The 17,715-nt window shown below is 38.7% G+C and carries 16 protein-coding genes and 1 riboswitch; of the genes, 1 reads left to right on the top strand and 15 read right to left on the bottom strand.

Annotated elements, in window-relative coordinates; genetic code table 11:
• Positions 1 to 41 precede the first annotated feature (41 nt).
• The 8 genes from grpE to gpr all read right to left on the bottom strand — a co-directional run bounded on the left by grpE (position 42) and on the right by gpr (position 8,781).
• On the bottom strand, positions 42 to 659 hold the full coding sequence (gene grpE, locus D1Z92_RS15055) for a nucleotide exchange factor GrpE (RefSeq protein WP_240666767.1): 618 nt from the start codon (positions 657 to 659) through the stop codon (positions 42 to 44).
• A 144-nt stretch (positions 660 to 803) separates the two neighbouring features.
• Positions 804 to 1,826, bottom strand: a complete 1,023-nt coding sequence (hrcA, locus tag D1Z92_RS15050) for a heat-inducible transcriptional repressor HrcA (protein ID WP_128896502.1) — start codon at positions 1,824 to 1,826, stop codon at positions 804 to 806.
• 122 nt (positions 1,827 to 1,948) lie between these two features.
• Positions 1,949 to 3,094, bottom strand: a complete 1,146-nt coding sequence (gene hemW, locus D1Z92_RS15045) for a radical SAM family heme chaperone HemW (RefSeq protein ID WP_128896501.1) — start codon at positions 3,092 to 3,094, stop codon at positions 1,949 to 1,951.
• A gap of 43 nt (positions 3,095 to 3,137) precedes the next feature.
• Entirely contained in the window at positions 3,138 to 3,956 is an 819-nt protein-coding gene (locus D1Z92_RS15040; RefSeq protein ID WP_128896500.1) for an undecaprenyl-diphosphate phosphatase, read from the bottom strand.
• 24 nt (positions 3,957 to 3,980) lie between these two features.
• Positions 3,981 to 5,804 (bottom strand): translation elongation factor 4, encoded by a 1,824-nt coding sequence (lepA, locus tag D1Z92_RS15035; protein WP_128896499.1) that lies wholly within the window; start codon positions 5,802 to 5,804, stop codon positions 3,981 to 3,983.
• A 58-nt stretch (positions 5,805 to 5,862) separates the two neighbouring features.
• Entirely contained in the window at positions 5,863 to 6,270 is a 408-nt protein-coding gene (locus D1Z92_RS15030) for a hypothetical protein (RefSeq protein WP_128896498.1), read from the bottom strand.
• Between the two features lie 14 nt (positions 6,271 to 6,284).
• Positions 6,285 to 7,505, bottom strand: a complete 1,221-nt coding sequence (locus D1Z92_RS15025; RefSeq protein ID WP_128896497.1) for a stage II sporulation protein P — start codon at positions 7,503 to 7,505, stop codon at positions 6,285 to 6,287.
• Positions 7,506 to 7,782: 277 nt separating this feature from the next.
• Entirely contained in the window at positions 7,783 to 8,781 is a 999-nt protein-coding gene (gpr, locus tag D1Z92_RS15020; RefSeq protein WP_128896496.1) for a GPR endopeptidase, read from the bottom strand.
• A 197-nt stretch (positions 8,782 to 8,978) separates the two neighbouring features.
• Between gpr and rpsT the strand changes: the two genes are divergently transcribed.
• Entirely contained in the window at positions 8,979 to 9,254 is a 276-nt protein-coding gene (gene rpsT / locus D1Z92_RS15015) for a 30S ribosomal protein S20 (protein WP_128896495.1), read from the top strand.
• Positions 9,255 to 9,327: 73 nt separating this feature from the next.
• On the opposite strand, the gene holA is transcribed toward rpsT, so the two are convergent.
• From holA to D1Z92_RS14980, 7 genes are all read right to left on the bottom strand, one after another.
• Entirely contained in the window at positions 9,328 to 10,359 is a 1,032-nt protein-coding gene (holA, locus tag D1Z92_RS15010; RefSeq protein ID WP_128896494.1) for a DNA polymerase III subunit delta, read from the bottom strand.
• A gap of 260 nt (positions 10,360 to 10,619) precedes the next feature.
• The gene (locus D1Z92_RS15005; protein ID WP_128896493.1) at positions 10,620 to 11,768 is read right to left on the bottom strand and encodes a zf-HC2 domain-containing protein; all 1,149 of its coding nucleotides are present in this window, start codon (positions 11,766 to 11,768) and stop codon (positions 10,620 to 10,622) included.
• Positions 11,765 to 12,313, bottom strand: a complete 549-nt coding sequence (locus tag D1Z92_RS15000; RefSeq protein WP_128896492.1) for an RNA polymerase sigma factor — start codon at positions 12,311 to 12,313, stop codon at positions 11,765 to 11,767. The genes D1Z92_RS15005 and D1Z92_RS15000 overlap by 4 nt, the downstream gene beginning before the upstream one ends.
• Before the next feature lie 159 nt (positions 12,314 to 12,472).
• Positions 12,473 to 13,162, bottom strand: a complete 690-nt coding sequence (locus D1Z92_RS14995) for a Crp/Fnr family transcriptional regulator (protein ID WP_240666768.1) — start codon at positions 13,160 to 13,162, stop codon at positions 12,473 to 12,475.
• A gap of 223 nt (positions 13,163 to 13,385) precedes the next feature.
• Positions 13,386 to 14,894, bottom strand: a complete 1,509-nt coding sequence (locus D1Z92_RS14990; RefSeq protein WP_128896490.1) for an ABC transporter ATP-binding protein — start codon at positions 14,892 to 14,894, stop codon at positions 13,386 to 13,388.
• Positions 14,891 to 15,949, bottom strand: coding sequence for a FecCD family ABC transporter permease (locus D1Z92_RS14985; RefSeq protein ID WP_128896489.1), 1,059 nt, complete (start codon positions 15,947 to 15,949; stop codon positions 14,891 to 14,893). Before D1Z92_RS14985 ends, D1Z92_RS14990 begins: the two co-directional genes overlap by 4 nt.
• Entirely contained in the window at positions 15,912 to 16,871 is a 960-nt protein-coding gene (locus D1Z92_RS14980; RefSeq protein WP_128896488.1) for an ABC transporter substrate-binding protein, read from the bottom strand. Before D1Z92_RS14980 ends, D1Z92_RS14985 begins: the two co-directional genes overlap by 38 nt.
• Before the next feature lie 150 nt (positions 16,872 to 17,021).
• A riboswitch (cobalamin riboswitch) is annotated at positions 17,022 to 17,220 on the bottom strand.
• Positions 17,221 to 17,715: the final 495 nt, after the last annotated feature.

The following is a 17,715-nucleotide window of genomic DNA, read 5'->3' as shown; positions in this document are numbered from 1 at the left end:
TACCTCCCTAAACTGGTGTTTCCTATTTATTCGTATATATTTTATGAACTTACTTTAACCATGGATGGTCGAAGTACTTTTTCTTTTAACATGTATCCTTTTTGCACTTCTTCTACAACAATACCTTCTTCATGTTCATCAGATTCCACCTGCATGATCGCTTGATGAAACTCCGGATTAAAAGGTTGGTTGACTGCATCAATCTGTGTTAAACCTTCTTGTTCCAACACAGGCTGCATTTGCTTGAATACCATATCCAAACCTTTGACAAGGGAATCAAAATCCTTCGTCGTTTCACTAGCTGCAAGTGCTCTTTCAAAGTTATCTAAAACAGGCAATAAACCTGTAATCACATCTATAGCGGCATATTTACGTAAGTCTTCTTTTTCTTTACGCGTACGGCGCTTGAAATTTTCAAATTCTGCTTGAAGTCTTAAAAAACGATCTTCTTGCTCTTGTATTTTCTTTTCCATCTTTAGCAACTCACCATGATCTCCTATAGATTGTTCTTGTTCCGTAGGAGCTTCCACTTCCTCAGGAGTTTCTTCATTTGTTACTTCATCTGTTGTTTGTTCCATTGCCTCAGGGTTACTTTCTTCTTTTTGCACCTCTTGCTCAAGAAGATCACCCTCGTTATGTGTATGTTTTGCATCGTTCACTACTTCTTCACCTCCTTAAAGAAAGCTAAGCTATGACGTATGTTGAGATACATGTTGTACGCATGCTGAAGATAGAGGAGAGAAGCAATACTTTGATCACGCAGCGAGCATGAATTCCTTCTCTATTCCCTCTATGTCCACTCGTTAATGGCCTTTGATGACCTTTTGAAAATCATTCGATATATAATCTAATAAATTAAGCACTTTACCATAATTCATTCTCGTTGGTCCCAAAATACCGATAACACCCATTGTTTCATCATCGATCGCATACGTTGCTGTAATTAAGCTACAATTATTTATTTCGGTTAATTTATTTTCTTCTCCAATATGCACTTGTATACCGTGATTTACAGAAGAGAAAAGCCGTGTGACAGCTTGGTTATCTTCGAAAATATTCATAATCTTCTTCACTTGCGTTAAATCTTTTGTAAATTCAGGTTGATCGAGCATATTGGTCGTACCACTAAGATACACTTTATGATCTTGATCTGGCGTAAACAGTTGCTGCAGTACGATAAATAGTTCTTCATATCTTGCCACATGTTTGGCCATTTCCATTCGCACTTCTTGCATCAACTTTTCTTTAAGTTGTGTAAGTGGTGTGTCTTTCAATTTATGATTGAGCACATTCACCATCTTCTCCAATTCGCCAATCGGCAATTGCGGAGGAATAGTGACGATTTTATTTTCTACATGTCCCGTATTCGTGACGATAATGGCAACAGCTTTATTATCTTGAATCGGAACAAACTGAATGTGCTTAATGGTCGTATTCTTTATCTCTCCACCCAATGCAATCGTCGTATAGTTGGTTAAGTGAGACATCATAAAAGCAACTTGCTGCATCACTTTTTCCGTTTCATCTATTTTTTGTGAGAATAAAGAATGAAGCACATTTAATTCGTGCGAGGACAGCCTCCCACGTTCAATTAAATGATCTACAAAATAGCGATATCCTTTTTGGGACGGAATACGACCAGCTGAAGTATGGGGCTGTTCAAGAAAGCCCATTGCTTCAAGATCCGACATTTCATTACGAATTGTCGCAGCACTAAGTCCTATTTTCTCATGTTTTGATATACTACGTGATCCAACAGGTTCATTGGAATCTATATAGTCATTAATGATAGCACTCAAAATGAGCCGCTGTCGATCTGTAAGCATAACGCTTCCTCCTATCTGCAAGGTATACCACTTTCATTTTCGTTAGCACTCATTAAAGTCGAGTGCTAAAACCTAATACAAAAATAACAGACCGCAAGTGTGTTGTCAAGTCAGTCTGTATATTAAATAAACGCAGAAAATACTTCGTTACCAAATTTTATCCCTTGTTTAGTTAAGGAATAACCGGATTTATTTTTTTGAATTAATTTTTTTTCTAACAAGTGATGTAGTTGAGAAGCGAAAACTTCCTCCATCTTTTGATCAAACTGCTGCACGAAATCTTCTTGTTTCACTCCGTCTATGAGGCGAAATCCAACCATCATAAAGTCTTCCATTGCCTCTCTTCTAGATACTTCATGTTGATCAGCGACAGGAATTCCGTGCTGTACAGCTTCTATATAGTCCGCAATGCGCTTCACATTAGCATGGCGAATCCCTTTTACATAACCGTGCGCACCTGCACCAAGCCCATAATAGCTTTGATTTCGCCAGTACATGTTGTTATGCTTGCTTTCATAGGAAGGAAGTGCAAAGTTGCTAATCTCATACTGATGATATCCGGCTTGCTGCAACGTATCTATAATATACATATACATTTGCAATTCATCATCTTCATCCGGTAATTTCAGCATATCATTTTGCAGTTGTTTATAAAAAAGCGTATTTTCTTCAACTTTTAATCCGTAGAGAGAATAGTGCTGCAAATCGAGTTGTAATGCTGCCTGTACACTTTCCTTCACTTGAGCTAACGTTTGCTGTGGCAAACCGAATATAAGGTCGATGGAGATGTTCTGAAAACCTACTTTTTTAGCCGTTGCAATACTTCGATACACATCATCCACATCATGAAATCTGCCGATAGATGTTAACAGATCGTTTTGAAATGCTTGTACACCAAAACTTAATCGATTCACCCCATACTCATGCATCACATCTAGCTTTTCATCGTCAGTAGAACCAGGGTTGGCCTCCACCGTAAATTCATATGCATCCCTATCTAGTGGGAAGTAGCGATGAATCATTTGCATTAATTGCTCCATCTGCTTCGGTAATAATGCCGTAGGCGTACCTCCACCTACAAAAATCGTCTTTATCTTTTCTGGTGGGTTAACCGTAACGATCTGCTGCATTTCTTTTTCTAGCGCTTGTAAATAATCGTCCACAGGCTGTCCTTTGAGCGCGTAAGTATTAAAATCACAGTAAAAACACTTTTGCTTACAAAAAGGAATATGCACGTAAACAGCCTCTGGTGTATGTTGCTTGTACATGCATGGCACACTCCTTCTTTTGTATAGTAAATAAGGTTAAACGTTATAAAAATAGGATGACCGCAGTCCCTACGATAAAGCAATAGATGGAAAATATAATCAAATTCCCTTTAGCCATAATGCCCATAAACCAACGTAGTGAAAAGTAAGATGCAATCAAGGAAGCAATAAATGCAATAGCGTAAGGTATCCAAATGGCAGATAAATTTTCGTTCGTTACGATTTCAGATCCTTCTAAAATCATACTTCCGACACTAATGGGAATGTACAAAAAGAATGAAAATTTTAATGCCGTCTGTTGTTTCATCCCTAGTGCCATCGCAGCTACAATCGTAGCTCCTGATCGACTAATGCCAGGGATGAGTGCAACGGATTGTGCTAAACCTACGATAAGGGCATCTTTCCAAGAAATTTGATGATCTCCTTTATGCCCTTTTAAGTTGCGAATGATATACAAAGCAATCGCCGTAATGATTAAAGTCGTACCGATTACTTTCATTTCTTCACTTAACGTATTCGTAATAAAATCTTCTAATAAAAGACCAATCGCACCTGCAGGAATGGTAGCTAGTAACAAATAAACGACAAACATAAAATCTTTCTTGTATGCTTTGTTCCCTTTAAACACGTAACCAATAGAATGTGTCGTTAAATCGATCAAGTCTCGCCTATAAATAATGAGCACCGCAATTAATGAAGCAAAGTTCACTAACGTCTCAAAGCCAAGCCCTTCGCTTTTCACATTCATGATTTCTCCAGCTATCACAACATGTCCACTAGATGAAATCGGGATGGGCTCTGTAAAACCTTGCAGAGCACCCAAAAATAAATACTGCAATAAATGTAGCAGCTCTTCCCCCATTCTCTCTCCCCCTACCTACAACGTCTACTCCTCATCAATTTTAAGTACAGCCATAAACGCTTCTTGAGGTATTTCTACACTTCCTACTTGCTTCATTCTTTTCTTACCTTCTTTTTGCTTATCTAGCAATTTTCTTTTACGGGAGATGTCTCCTCCATAACATTTGGAGAGTACATTTTTACGCATCGCTTTAATCGTGGATCTCGCAATGATTTTTTGTCCGATAGATGCCTGTACAGGAACTTCAAACATTTGTCTTGGAATCATTTGCTTTAATTTTTCACAAATGGCGCGACCACGGTAAAAGGCTTGGTCACGATGAACAATGACAGAAAGTGCATCGACCACATCACCATTAAGCAAGATGTTCATTTTAACTAGGTTCGATTTTTTATAACCTGAAATTTCGTAGTCAAATGAAGCATATCCTTTTGTACTGGATTTGAGCTGATCAAAGAAGTCATACACGATTTCTGACAACGGCATTTCGTAAAAAATATTGACACGATTGGCATCCATGTAATCCATATTGATAAAGTCGCCGCGCTTCTTCTGACACAGATCCATAATGGCACCAACATAGTCGTTAGGTACCATGATCGATGCTTTGACATACGGTTCCTCGATGTAATCAATTAAACCTGTTTCTGGCATTTTGGATGGGTTCTCGATATTTATTTGCTCTCCAGCTGTTGTTGTTACTTTGAAAATAACACTTGGAGCTGTTGTAATGAGCGGAATATTGAACTCACGCTCAATACGCTCTTGAATAATTTCCATGTGCAACAAACCTAAGAAACCACAGCGAAATCCGAAACCGAGTGCTTGGGATGTCTCTGGTTCAAAACTAAGAGAAGCGTCATTGAGTTGTAATTTTTCCAGTGATTCACGTAAGTCGTTGTAATCTGCTGTATCAATCGGGTAAAGTCCGCAATATACCATGGGATTAATCGTACGGTAACCAGGCAATGCTTCTGGCGTAGGGCGACTTGCATCCGTAACCGTATCCCCGACACGCGTATCTCCAACATTTTTAATTCCAGCAACAATGAAACCAACATCGCCGATCGTTAGTTCATCAATGATTTTCATACTCGGTGCAAATACACCAACCTCGATGACTTCGAATGATGTCCCTGTTGCCATCATTTTAATTTTACTACCCGCTTTAATCGTTCCGTCTATGACACGAACGTAAACAATTACCCCTTTATAAGGATCATAGTGAGAGTCAAATATGAGTGCTTTCAAAGGTGCTTCTGGATCACCTGAAGGAGCTGGAACTTGTTGCACGACTTGCTCCAAAATTTCTTTAATACCGATGCCTGTTTTTCCTGAGGCATGTACCGCTTCACTCGTGTCGAGTCCGATCACATCTTCTACTTCTTGCTTCACTCGATCTGGCTCAGCACTAGGCAAGTCAATTTTGTTGATAACAGGCAATATTTCTAGATTATTATCTAATGCTAAGTACACGTTTGCTAACGTTTGAGCCTCTATCCCTTGCGCTGCATCGACAACGAGAAGCGCACCTTCACATGCAGCCAAACTACGAGAGACTTCATATGTAAAGTCTACATGTCCTGGTGTATCGATTAAGTTTAATAAATATTCTTCACCGTCATCTGCTTTATACGTGAGGCGCACGGCTTGTAGTTTAATCGTAATGCCACGTTCACGTTCTAAATCCATTTGATCAAGCACTTGATCTTGCATTTCGCGAGACGTTAATGCTCCTGTATATTCTAAAATTCGATCTGCTAACGTTGATTTTCCATGATCGATATGGGCTATTATAGAAAAATTTCGTATTTTTTGTTGTCTATCTTTTTTTATCGAATTGGACATACTGACCTCCACTGAGCTATAACATAATTAAAACCCTTTTATTATAGCAAGTGTAAGGTTAGTCTGCAATCTGTTCAAAAACATAAATGAACGCTTCCACACCTTTTTGCACCGTTTTTTGTAATATATCACCAGTATGGTCTGCTATTTCGTCCACTAATGGGCCACCTTCCATTTGCTCCGCTTGCAACTGTTCATAATATAAAGGCGTCTCCACTGGGTCTAACGTAGGTTGTGTGATAGAGTCCAGTGTCACTAGCGGGATCTCTTCTATGATCTGCCCCGTATTGACTGGTTGCTGTATCACTTGTTGTTCATCAGGTTGACCATAAAGTTGTTCATACGATGCTGGTTGTTGCTGCAAAACAGGTGCGCTTCCATCTGAGGATATATCCATACCAATGAAAATACCGACACAAATAAAAAATAATATCCAAAGTATTTTTTTACTAAGACCACTCATCATCCTACACCTCCCACCTATATTTCGCCTTCAGGAGACATCATAGGTTTATTTACTTTCATATCTTTGTAAATTATATCTGCTAGGACAGAAGCCAATACGTCAACGGTACGATTCGATTCTTGAAGTGTATTTTCCACTCCGCCAATTTCTACTAGTATACTGTTGGGTGAAAAGGACTGATTGTACTCTGCGTGTCCTTGATTGACGTCTTTACTCAAAATACCTCTTGATAGTCCAGGATAAGCACTTTCCAATTTGTCGTGTATTTCTTGAGCAAAGGCCATATTAAGCTTCCAATCCGGATTCCGATGCCCTATAACAAAGTACACTTGAGCATAGTCTAAACCGTTCATGTTTACGGTCGTTTTTTCTCTATTTTGCGCGTCTCGATGAATGTCGATGTAGTACTGCAAATCTGGGTAAACCGCAGATGCTTCTTTTACCGTCTGTAATGAATATTTATAAGAATAATTCCAGTTGTAGCCTTGTACTGTAGTTTTATAATCTTTGGCTGAACTTACAGCACCAACTTGGAATGCTTTTAATTGTTCTGCAAGCCTATCTCCAAGTAGCGTAATGTTGATCGTATCATGAAACGCATTATTTGCATCTTCTTCATCAGGAAGCTCTGGTAACCAAGATTCTCGGTTGTGAGAGTGATAAATGAATACTCTCGTCGTATCCATCAATGCTGTTGTCGTTCCAAGCTGTTCTTGCTCTTCTTCCTTAAACACGAGATTTTCCTCTTCTATAATGTTATCTTGCACTACCTCTTCTTCTGGTATGACGTCATTTATCATTCCGCCCTCTTGATTGGAAGGCGGTGGTGAGTGTGCTAATTGAAGTGAAGTATCACTGTTAGTAACATATTGATAAAACCCAGACATTTCTTTACTTAAAAAAGTTTCAGGTTGCTCAAAACTAATGTTAGTCACTCGATGAACCACATAATCCATCATATTTTCTGCTGAAAACGTGAAATATTCTTTTTCTCCATCTCTCATACCATGCATTTCCATGCTGAGCATGTCAAAGAAAAATTCGCTAGATATAGCACTTGCGTTAAATCCTTTCAAACTCACATTTTTATCACCTTGCAGTAAACTAGCACTACTTAGTATGAAGAATAAAAGCAATGTTCCCATTGCCATGATTGCAAAAGGTTTCACCACTGCGCTGTACATTTCTGTTTTCGTAACATGATGCATGCTATTACGGTTGTGTCCTACTTTCATTCTTTATCCCTTCCTTCAACTCTATTAAAAAGTATCCTCATTCATTCAACTTATCTATATAAAATGAAGAAATAATGAGATATATGTTTACGCCTCAGTTGCCAGGCGTAAAGGTTATGATATGAAATTTCTCCATCTTATGAACAGCGGTAATAAGTTGTCATTCAACTTATCTATTAAAAATTATGTCCAAGCACTTTATAATAGAACTAAAAAAGAAGAAAGATGAGATAAGATAATTTCTCTTCTTCCTTCTGCAATGTCACGAAAAATGGTTCTAGTGTGTATAGGCGGCAACATTTTTCTTATCGATGGCTTGATGAAGGGCTGCGTTCAATCCACTGGCAATGACATTTGCAATATCTTCAATAAATTCATCTATATCTTTAGGTGTAACCAACAAGTCTTGTCCTACTGGTTCCAGCACTTCTTTTACCATCGATAATCTTTCGTGTTCCTTCATATTTTCCATCTGACCAAACAAAAACCTCGTATTATTCGTCTCGTTTTTGAAATGATCAATGACCATTTCGATACTGTTATTGACAATGGTTGATGCAAAAACCACTGTGGGAACACCAATAGCTATGACAGGTATGCCTAGTTCTTGCTTGGTCACCCCTTTTCTTTTGTTTCCAATGCCTGAGCCAGGATGTATACCCGTATCCGCTATTTGTATCGTGGTATTTACTCTCTCCACTGCTTTTGATGCCAATGCATCCACCGCAATCACAAAATCAGGTTTCGTTTTTTCGATGACCCCATGCACAATTTCACTTGTTTCAATGCCAGTAATACCAAGCACACCAGGGGAAACAGCACTCACTTCTCGATAACCTGGCTCTACTTGTTCCGGAACTAATTCGAAATAATGTCTCGTTACGAGTACATTTTCAATGACGATTGGGCCTAATGCGTCAGGAGTGACGTTCCAATTGCCTAACCCAATCATTAATACTTTCGCATCTTGCTTAATGTTTAATTTGGCTAAAAAGTCCGCAAAATATTGTGCAAATCTTGTTGCCAATGCATTTTGCAGATCTGTATCTTTCCTTCTTAGCCCAGGTGCTTCGAATGTAATGTAACGACCAGGGAGTTTCCCTAGTGCTCTAGAACCTTCTTCATTTTGAACGTGTATCGTGGTCACTTTAATTTCTCCGCCTTCTTCATCTACGTCCATCTCTACACCGGGAATATTATTTTTATATTGATCGGCTACTAATTCTCTTGCTTCTAATGCTAAATCAGTTCGAACCGAATACGGTTGTAAATCCATTGTTTTTACCTCCATTTGCAGTTGGCTGCTTGTTTCCTTATATTGCAACAAGGAAATGTATTCTATACGCTTTTATTGGAATGTGTTGCTTTTTATATAGGCGCATGGTAGAATACTTAAAGTTGTGAACATTTATTTTTACTTATAAAAATAATGAAACAATAGGGAACGTAAGTTTTGTAGGAGGTGAGTGAAGAATGCCTAACATTAAATCAGCAATTAAAAGAGTGAAAACTAGTGACAAACGTCGTATGCGCAACATGCCGCAAAAGTCTGCATTGCGTACGGCTTTAAAAGCAGTGGAAACTGCAGTAGATGCTAATGAAACAGCTAATGCACAAGAAGCATTGCTAGTAGCTACTAAGAAATTGGACAAAGCTGCTTCAAAAGGTTTGATTCACAAGAATGCTGCTAATCGTACTAAATCAAGATTAGCTAAAAAAGTAAACGCTCTTGTAGCATCTCAATCCTAATTGAGAATACTTAAACGCTATACACAAAAACCCCGCCAATCGGCAGGGTTTTTTTATGTTTCATTATGTTATTTTACTGATGTGTAGCAAGAACCGTTCGAAACAAAAACATCTCCAGTCCTTTGACTTTATCCACTTTACCCGTCTTCATCTCAAAATCTAAATCCGCAAGTTGAATGATGATATGTTTTAATTCATCTTCATCGTATTGACGGGTCTGATTTCTCGCTAGTTTAGCTGCATAAGGGTGAATACTTAAAGCGGATGCCATTTGCTGATCAGAATAACCAATTTGTTGCAAATGCTTGACTTGGGTAATAATTCTAAACTGCCTTGCGACCAGAGCACAAATTTTGATCGGTTCTTCTTTATGAAGTAATAGATGATGCAAATATGCCAACGCTTTGTTTAGCTGTTTGTTTACTATCGCTTCCACGAGCGTAAACACGTTTTGTTCTAAGTTGCGATGGACCAGTTGTTCTACTGTCTGTTTTGTCACTTCTCCATTTTCACCGACGTACGTAGTTAGCTTATGTATTTCGATTTCCAACGTTTGCAGATCTGCTCCAGTATAAAGTAATAACGTTTGCAAGCCCTCTCTATCGATGGAGCATTTTTTGTCTGCAAAGCGAGATGTAACCCACTCTGTATTTTGCTGTTCTGTGAGTGGTCTACATTCCACTAGTGCACCTTGTTCTTTGAGCATTTTTACTATTTTTTTTCGTTCATCTAATTTATCTTGTTCCACTGAAAATATTAATACGGTCAAAGGATCAGGCTCAGCAATGTACTTTTTTAAAAGTTCTAGATTGTGTTCCACTTTCCCACTTTTTTTCATCCCAGTAAAAAAAGAAGCTTGCTTCGCAATGATCAATTTTTTATCCGCAGCAAATGACATGGTGCCTGCATCGACTAAAACATCGGCAAGTGCGGTCTCATGAAGATCATATTGGCTGAGACAAAAATCGCTTACTTCTGGAGGTACGATGAGCTGTTTCATTTGTTGAAAGAAATGCTCCATTAAATAGCTTTCAGAGCCATAGCACACATATATCGGCTTCAACTTTCCCTTCTTAGCTTCCTTTAATGCTATATCCACATTCATAGGCGTGAGCTCCGTTCTTTGACATTTTATCTGTTATGATTTCATGTATGATATTTAACTTATCATAACAACAGCAAGGGATTGCGTCAAAGTGTATACAACACTACGCAATCCCACACTGCAGCATATCTATATAAACACTTTAGAGAAGGCCTAGGTTCTTCCCTAAAAGTGGTCAAACGAGGACAAGAGTCCATCGTTGACTGCTAGCTTCTATACTATACGCGATTCATCATGATCCTGTGCATTCTAGCTAAGCCCTAGCTAGGCCCCTCTACTTCTGTCTTTTCTATTACATTGTACTCATAAATGGTAAGCTGTTCGTTATATAAGACATGATAAGAAACTCTAGCTTCATCTAACCACTGCACAGTGGTAATGACACCGTCTTTCCATGATAGTGTGTCCGCTTCATTATATTCATTCTGTACCATAGATATGACAAGCCTCTGCTGTTCATTTTGTTGTTCTATGGTTACAACGTACTGCTCATTACCATATACATCATCCGATGCTTCTACCTCACTCTTATCTTCGGGAGCTGGCAGCACTTCAGGTTCAGACGGTGCAAAACTTTCTTCTTGTTCCGAAACGTCATTTTCAAATATAAAAGATTCTACTTCTGGCTGTTCACTACCGCTATTCTCTTTATCTATAGGCTGAGATAATTGTCTGCTATTTTCATCTTCAGCTGGACTATTTTCATTTTGCGTTTCAGGATTACGTTCTACTTCAGCTTCGATTTCTCCCTCTACTTGTTCATCTGAAGTGGTAGACTCCGCAAATTCCATCGATACTTCATCCTTATTTATCACTTCTGATTGTTGCATAGAACGAGCATTATCTTCTGGCATCTCTGATTTCTCTACTGGCTGCGTTTGTTCCTCTTTACCAGTCTCTACCTCATCTTGAGTATCATTAACACTGTTTGATTGATGCATCTTGTCTGCAGAGCTAGATTCAGATATTTCACTTTGATACTCTTCCTGCACCTGATCATTGATACTGTGATCTAATTCATTCCAATCCAATGCAATTATGCTAATCCAGATCGTTGCCGCCATACCTCCTGCAACTGCCATCCATTTTCTTGCAGAAAATTTCTTTTTGTTTTTTGCTTTTTTGTTATGCTTGTGATGAGTAGAAGTAGTAGAAGTCAAATTGACTTCTTCAGGCTTCTCTTCACCTGCCATATCCTGTAATTGTGGTAATATCATATCTACGATGCTTCCAGGAGGCTCCACTTTGGGGAGAGTTTCCAAATCATTAGAAAGGCGATTCAAACGCTGTAACATATCCGCACACTGTGAACACTGCTGTATATGCTTCATCATCTCACTATATTCTTGTGTTGTTAAATCGTTATCCACATTGCGCTGCATAAGCTCTACCACCTCTTGACATTTCACCCGTGAACACCACCCTTCTCATAGTCATGAAGTAACGTTTGTAATTTAGTTCGGGCTCGAAATAGATATGACTTCACTGTATTTAATGGCATATCTAAAGCATTGGCAATCTCATCATAACTGAAATCCTGTATGTACCGAAGTACAATGACGGTTCGATACGTATCAGGTAATCTTGAGATGGCTTCCTGTACATCATTTGTTACAATATCCTGCATCAATTCCTTTTCCACGTTATTTTCAGTTGGAATAACAATATCGTGCTCATCCATGGATACGGTTGTTTTTTTCTTACGAAAATGATCGATACATATATTCGTAACAATTCGCTGAACCCATGTTTTAAATTGTGCCTTTTCCTCATAACTTGTAATTTTTTTATATATTCTTATGAGCGCCTCTTGTGAGATATCTAGTGCATCTTGTTCATTTCCAAGTAAATAATAGGCTGTTCGATAGACATGTGATTCAATATCCCGAAGCACTTGAACTAATGCTTCATTGTCCCCAGCCTGAGCAGCTTTGATCAGCTGTGGTTCCACCACCGCCGATTCCTCCCCTCTCTACTTACACTAACGTAAGTTCTATGTAATAGGTTGCAATCAATTTATAATCAAAAAAATAGCACGCGTTACTTACAACATAAATAAACTACCTCTTTTATTCTAACATAAGGTAGCTAAAATCTATTATAACGGTCTTCGTCAGCCAATCATAGATGCATTCAGTTTTGCTTTTAACCCTTCCACATTTAAAATGACTATCTTTTTTCGATCTGTAGTCAGCACGTTGTCTTGCTTTAATTGATTCATGGTGCGAGTTACAGATTCCCTTGCAACACCTATCATATTAGCGAGATGTTGATGTGTAATAGGAAGCTCGACCACAATCGTATTTTCTACTTCCTTCCCATGGTCCTTTGCTAATCTTAAAATGGCAGCACAAATCATCGCTGTCGTGTCATTGGAGATCAGATGCTTCATTTGCTGTTGTAAATCCCTAATCTTTTTCCCCATCACTCTCATCACTTTAATAGCAATTTGGGGAAACTTCTCCAGTACCGATTCAAATGCAGTAATAGGAATAGAAAGCAGTGTAGTTTCATCCATTACTTCCGCTGTAGCAGGATAAGGACTTTGATCAAAAAATCCAGTATGGGGGAACATTTCTCCGTCTGTTAAAAAAGCAATGACTTGTTCGTTGCCTTCATCGTCAATTTTATATATGCGAATCACACCTTTTACAATAAAAAAAACAGATGTCCGTTCCTCATCTTGCATAAATACAACGGATTTTTTATTAAACGTTTTGTAGTAAGTAATTCTCTCTATTTCAGCACATTCGCCCTCACTTAAATTGTGAAACAAAGGAATGCGTTTCAAGTGTTCTCGCATATCTCGCACATGCATGCACCTCATTATGTATGAAATCAATGTAACATTTTTCTATTATAGCATTTTTCGAGATTTCTCCATCTTATGATTAGCGGAAATAAAATGGTCGAACAAATCTATGTATATTGATCATTATATTTTTTAATTTACATGACTTCAATATGCTATTTTTATTTTATCACTTCATTATGATATGAATTATAGTATCAGAGATGCATAGGTATTAATTCACGATATTCGAAGTGGTCTTTTGTATTGCACGTGTAACTGCTTCGTAAACTGCCTCTCCAACTGTTTTTCTTAATAACCATTCACATCCTTCAGATGGTGCCATGGCTGCTCGTTGTGTGCAAGCAACGACCATATTATCTGCACTCGTCTCTTCATTAAAATTTGGTCCGTTGGATCTCGTCATTTGCAAATCAAACCTTGCTTTTTCTTTTGCTTCCGCGATGGAAATCATAGCTTGAGCAAAATCAGCATCGTTAAAATAACCATCAATAAACACCATTATGTTTATCTTACCAGTATGTAATGTTTCACTTTTTTTAAACGAAGAGAATGACCCACCCTCCGCATGGTTTTCTCCAGTACTGACTACGACAGATACTTGCACCTTTCCATCTGCTTGATGTAAGACTACAGTATGACAAGGATGTTTTTCTGTCCACATGCCAATGGCCTGATGACTTGGAATTTGAAGTTCTTTCATCCATTCTTCTATAGCATGTTTAGCATCATGTCTAGGATAGAGTTTTGAGGTTTTTGGAACATAGAAGTTACAGTAATCTGTAGCCCATTGCAACCCTGACCCGTGCAATGCGACGGAATACGTACGAAATGGTACAGATGTACGAATATGACACGCTGTATCAGTCTGCATGATAGATAATTGATCTTGAAGCGTAAACGTTGTGGTGGACTCAGGCAGCATACCCTGAACCTCTGGTGATAAAAACATCTGCGGCTTCGGTTGTAACGGATGGAACGTTGTATGTACACGTACATCATATACTTCAGAAATTTTGCTTTCATCTCTTAGTATACATACATCACCCACGTCTTGTAGCCTTCCATCTTGGAGCAATGCTACAGAATCAGCATATAGCGCTGCTATGTTTAAATGATGTAAAATAGCAACAATCGTTATGTTTTCTTCTTTCTGCCAACGCTTCAGTACATTGAGCATATCTAGCGTATGATACATATCCATATGATTTGTTGGTTCATCCAACAGTAATATACGAGGTTGCTGTGCAAATGCTTTAGCAAGCCATACCCTTTGTTTTTCACCACCACTTAAATGATGCATAAGATGATGTTTGTACTGACTAACATTTGCCCACTGCATCGCTTTGTCCACCATATCTATTTCTGTTTGCTTCCTACCAGACAATCCAGCAAACCATCCCCCTTGATGAGGATAACGGCCTAGCTGTACTATTTCTTCTACTGTGAGTGTAGGTTGAAAAGGTGGATCTTGCTCCAACATGGCCACCAATGCCGCTCGTTCCTTCGGACGATACTGATTCACATCTTTCCCTGCCAGATGAACAGATCCACTAGTTGGTTGTAATACACCGCTTAACATTTTCAATAAAGTCGATTTTCCACTTCCGTTTGGTCCAAGTAAGGCAACAAATTCCCCTTCCTGTATATCTAGATTAATGTCATGAAGCACATTTTTTGTACTGGCATATCCGCCACATAAATTTTGGACAGAGATCATCATTCTGCCCTCCTTTTTTTAATTAAGAAAATAGAAAATATAGGAGCTCCTACTATCGCTGTAATGACACCAATAGGCAACTCTTGTGGTACAATGACGGTTCTAGATAATAAATCACATAATACAAGGTATCCTCCACCAATCCACATAGATAACGGAATGATATGTTTATAATTAGAGCCGATAAGCAAGCGAACAAAGTGAGGAATAACGAGTCCCACAAAACCAATTGCTCCTGAAACGGATACCGATGCTCCTGTTAGTATTGCCGCACCACTTAAAAGTAATATTTTTTTTCGTTTCACATTCATCCCTACATGATGTGCACCGTCATCTCCTAGTGCCATCGCATTCATATCGCGTGTAAAAGGAAGTAACAATAAACATCCAACCACGAAAAAAGGGAGAAAGATTTGTACGTGTTCCCACCCTCGCATGCGAAAACTTCCCATCAACCAATATACAATTTGACTAAGTCCATTGGCGTCACTTAACGCAATAAGAAGAGAAATGACAGCGCCAATGAAAGAACTCATCATGATACCTGCGAGGATAATCGTTTCCGTTTGCAAGTTTCTTCCTGATAATGAGGCCATTGCAAGTACGATAATTAGCGTCAGCATACCAAAACCTATCGCCACGATAGGAAGCGTCAACCCACCAAATAGTACCCACTGTAATTGAAAAAAAATGACGATAACAGCACCTAATGAAGCGCCAGAAGAGATGCCTATCGTATATGGATCAGCTAATGGATTGCGCAACAGTGCTTGAAATACTGCACCGGCAATAGAAAGCGCTGCCCCTACTAAAAAAGCTAAAACAATTCTCGGCAAACGAATCTCCCATATTATGAGTTGCATATTTCGTGGTACATCTTCCACATATCCAATGGAAAAAAGATGATGGAACACCACACGGATAATGTCTAGGACTGGGTACGATACACTGCTTATAAATAAACCAAGAAGGCTTGCACCAAGTACAAACCCTCCACTTATGGCATATATCCATCCTTTTTTATTCAGCAAATATTTCTGGATAAATGACTTTTGCAAGCTCCTCCACCCCATCTATTAAACGTGGGCCTGGTCTCGTTACGATATCACCATGCACGTCAAAAACTTGTTCATTTTGTATCGCCGGAACTTCGGACCAACCTTCTCTAGCCAATATTTGCTCTTTCGCATTTTCCACATAATAACCGTAAGTAGTAATGATCACTTCGGGCTGCAGTGTCACGATCTCTTCTTCGTTCAACATCACCCACCCTTCTTGATCACCAGCTACGTTCGTAGCACCAATAGAAGTCAGCATCTCATCCATAAATGTGCCCTTGCCTGTTGTATAAATGTCGGGTGCCGGAGAAACTTCTACCCATACTTTTTTAGCTTGTGTCATTTCCTTAGCTTTTTCTTTTAATACATCATGGCGGTCTTTCATATCTTGAATGATGTTCTCTCCTGTCTCCACCGTATCGGTCGCTTTAGCAATTAGAGAAATATTTTCATATACTTCATCAAATGTCGAAGCAGATTGAATAAACATAACGTCTAGGTCCGCGTCTTTTAGTAGTTGTACTATTTCCCCGCTGTTATTTTGATGTGATTCATCTAGTAGAATCAAGTCTGGTTCCTGAGCTAGTATGAGCTCTGCGCTTAAATACATATCTCCAATTTTTTCTTTGTTCAATGCTTGTTCTGGATAGTTGCTGAAATTATCCACACCAACAATGTGCTCGTCTAGTCCTAAAGCAAAGGCGATTTCCGTGTTACTTGCAATTCCTGTAACGATTCGCTCTGGCGCCTTGTCAATCGTGACCTCTTCTCCTACTCCATCCACAATCGTTAAAGGAAAAGCATCCGTAGCACTTTCTGTCGTGTCTTGCTCTCCATTATCTTCCGTTGTTCCACAACCTACCACTAAACTAAACAGTAGCATCAACATGAATACAAATAATGATACCTTTTTCCAATTCATCTTACGTTCAACTCCTCTTTTTTTGCGCAAAAAACGCCTTATCCTTACGGAAAGGCGGGGCTAAACGGCATAGAGACAATATATCCATACCAACATGGCTATGTAAAATATATGCTCACACAGAAGCAGCTCCCTTTCCTCGAAGGACGTTCCATAGTATAACTACAGGCAGGTCTCCTGACTTTCACATCATTGAGGATGACTCCAAACATGCCTTCCCACATCCATGATGCAGTGACATGATTATTCTCTCCGTGATTACAGTGGCGGGACCGTGTCGGATTTACACCAACTTCCCTTTTCACCCTAATGTTTTCCACATTAGGACACCTATAGTATGTATGATGATTTATTCATTATATAAGAATTCCATGATTATTGACAACTATCTTATTTAGTCTGCACCTCATTGCATGATATGAAAATGGGAGAGCCTACTGAGGTGTAAACTTGTATTCTATCATTTCTTCATCATATATATAAGTTGAATGAACTTGTTCAAACAACTTATTACCGCTATGCATAAGATGGAGAAATCTCAACATGATAACCTTTACGCCTGGCTTTTGAGGCGTAAACTTGTATTCCATCATTTCTTCATCTTATATATAAGTTGAATGAACTTGTTCAAACAACTTATTACCGCTATGCATAAGATGGAGAAATCTCAACATGATAACCTTTACGCCTGGCTTTTGAGGCGTAAACTTGTATTCCATCATTTCTTCATCTTATATATAAGTTGAATGAACTTGTTCAAACAACTTATTACCGCTATGCATAAGATGGAGAAATCTCAACATGATAACCTTTACGCCTGGCTTTTGAGGCGTAAACTTGTATT

Origin of the sequence: Longirhabdus pacifica (assembly GCF_004115085.1) — a bacterium.
GTDB lineage: Bacteria > Bacillota > Bacilli > Paenibacillales > DSM-105158 > Longirhabdus > Longirhabdus pacifica.
Note: the sequence above shows the minus strand (reverse complement) of the source record. Positions and strands in the feature narration are given on the sequence as shown.

Excerpts from the sequence above, each read along its gene's own strand:
- hrcA (WP_128896502.1), bottom strand. The coding sequence starts at position 1,826 with ATGCTTACAGATCGACAGCGGCTCATTTTGAGTGCTATCATTAATGAC.
- hemW (WP_128896501.1), bottom strand. The coding sequence starts at position 3,094 with ATGTACAAGCAACATACACCAGAGGCTGTTTACGTGCATATTCCTTTT.
- D1Z92_RS15040 (WP_128896500.1), bottom strand. The coding sequence starts at position 3,956 with ATGGGGGAAGAGCTGCTACATTTATTGCAGTATTTATTTTTGGGTGCT.
- lepA (WP_128896499.1), bottom strand. The coding sequence starts at position 5,804 with ATGTCCAATTCGATAAAAAAAGATAGACAACAAAAAATACGAAATTTT.
- D1Z92_RS15030 (WP_128896498.1), bottom strand. The coding sequence starts at position 6,270 with ATGATGAGTGGTCTTAGTAAAAAAATACTTTGGATATTATTTTTTATT.
- D1Z92_RS15025 (WP_128896497.1), bottom strand. The coding sequence starts at position 7,505 with ATGAAAGTAGGACACAACCGTAATAGCATGCATCATGTTACGAAAACA.
- gpr (WP_128896496.1), bottom strand. The coding sequence starts at position 8,781 with ATGGATTTACAACCGTATTCGGTTCGAACTGATTTAGCATTAGAAGCA.
- rpsT (WP_128896495.1), top strand. The coding sequence starts at position 8,979 with ATGCCTAACATTAAATCAGCAATTAAAAGAGTGAAAACTAGTGACAAA.
- holA (WP_128896494.1), bottom strand. The coding sequence starts at position 10,359 with ATGAATGTGGATATAGCATTAAAGGAAGCTAAGAAGGGAAAGTTGAAG.
- D1Z92_RS14995 (WP_240666768.1), bottom strand. The coding sequence starts at position 13,162 with ATGCGAGAACACTTGAAACGCATTCCTTTGTTTCACAATTTAAGTGAG.
- D1Z92_RS14990 (WP_128896490.1), bottom strand. The coding sequence starts at position 14,894 with ATGATGATCTCTGTCCAAAATTTATGTGGCGGATATGCCAGTACAAAA.
- D1Z92_RS14980 (WP_128896488.1), bottom strand. The coding sequence starts at position 16,871 with ATGAATTGGAAAAAGGTATCATTATTTGTATTCATGTTGATGCTACTG.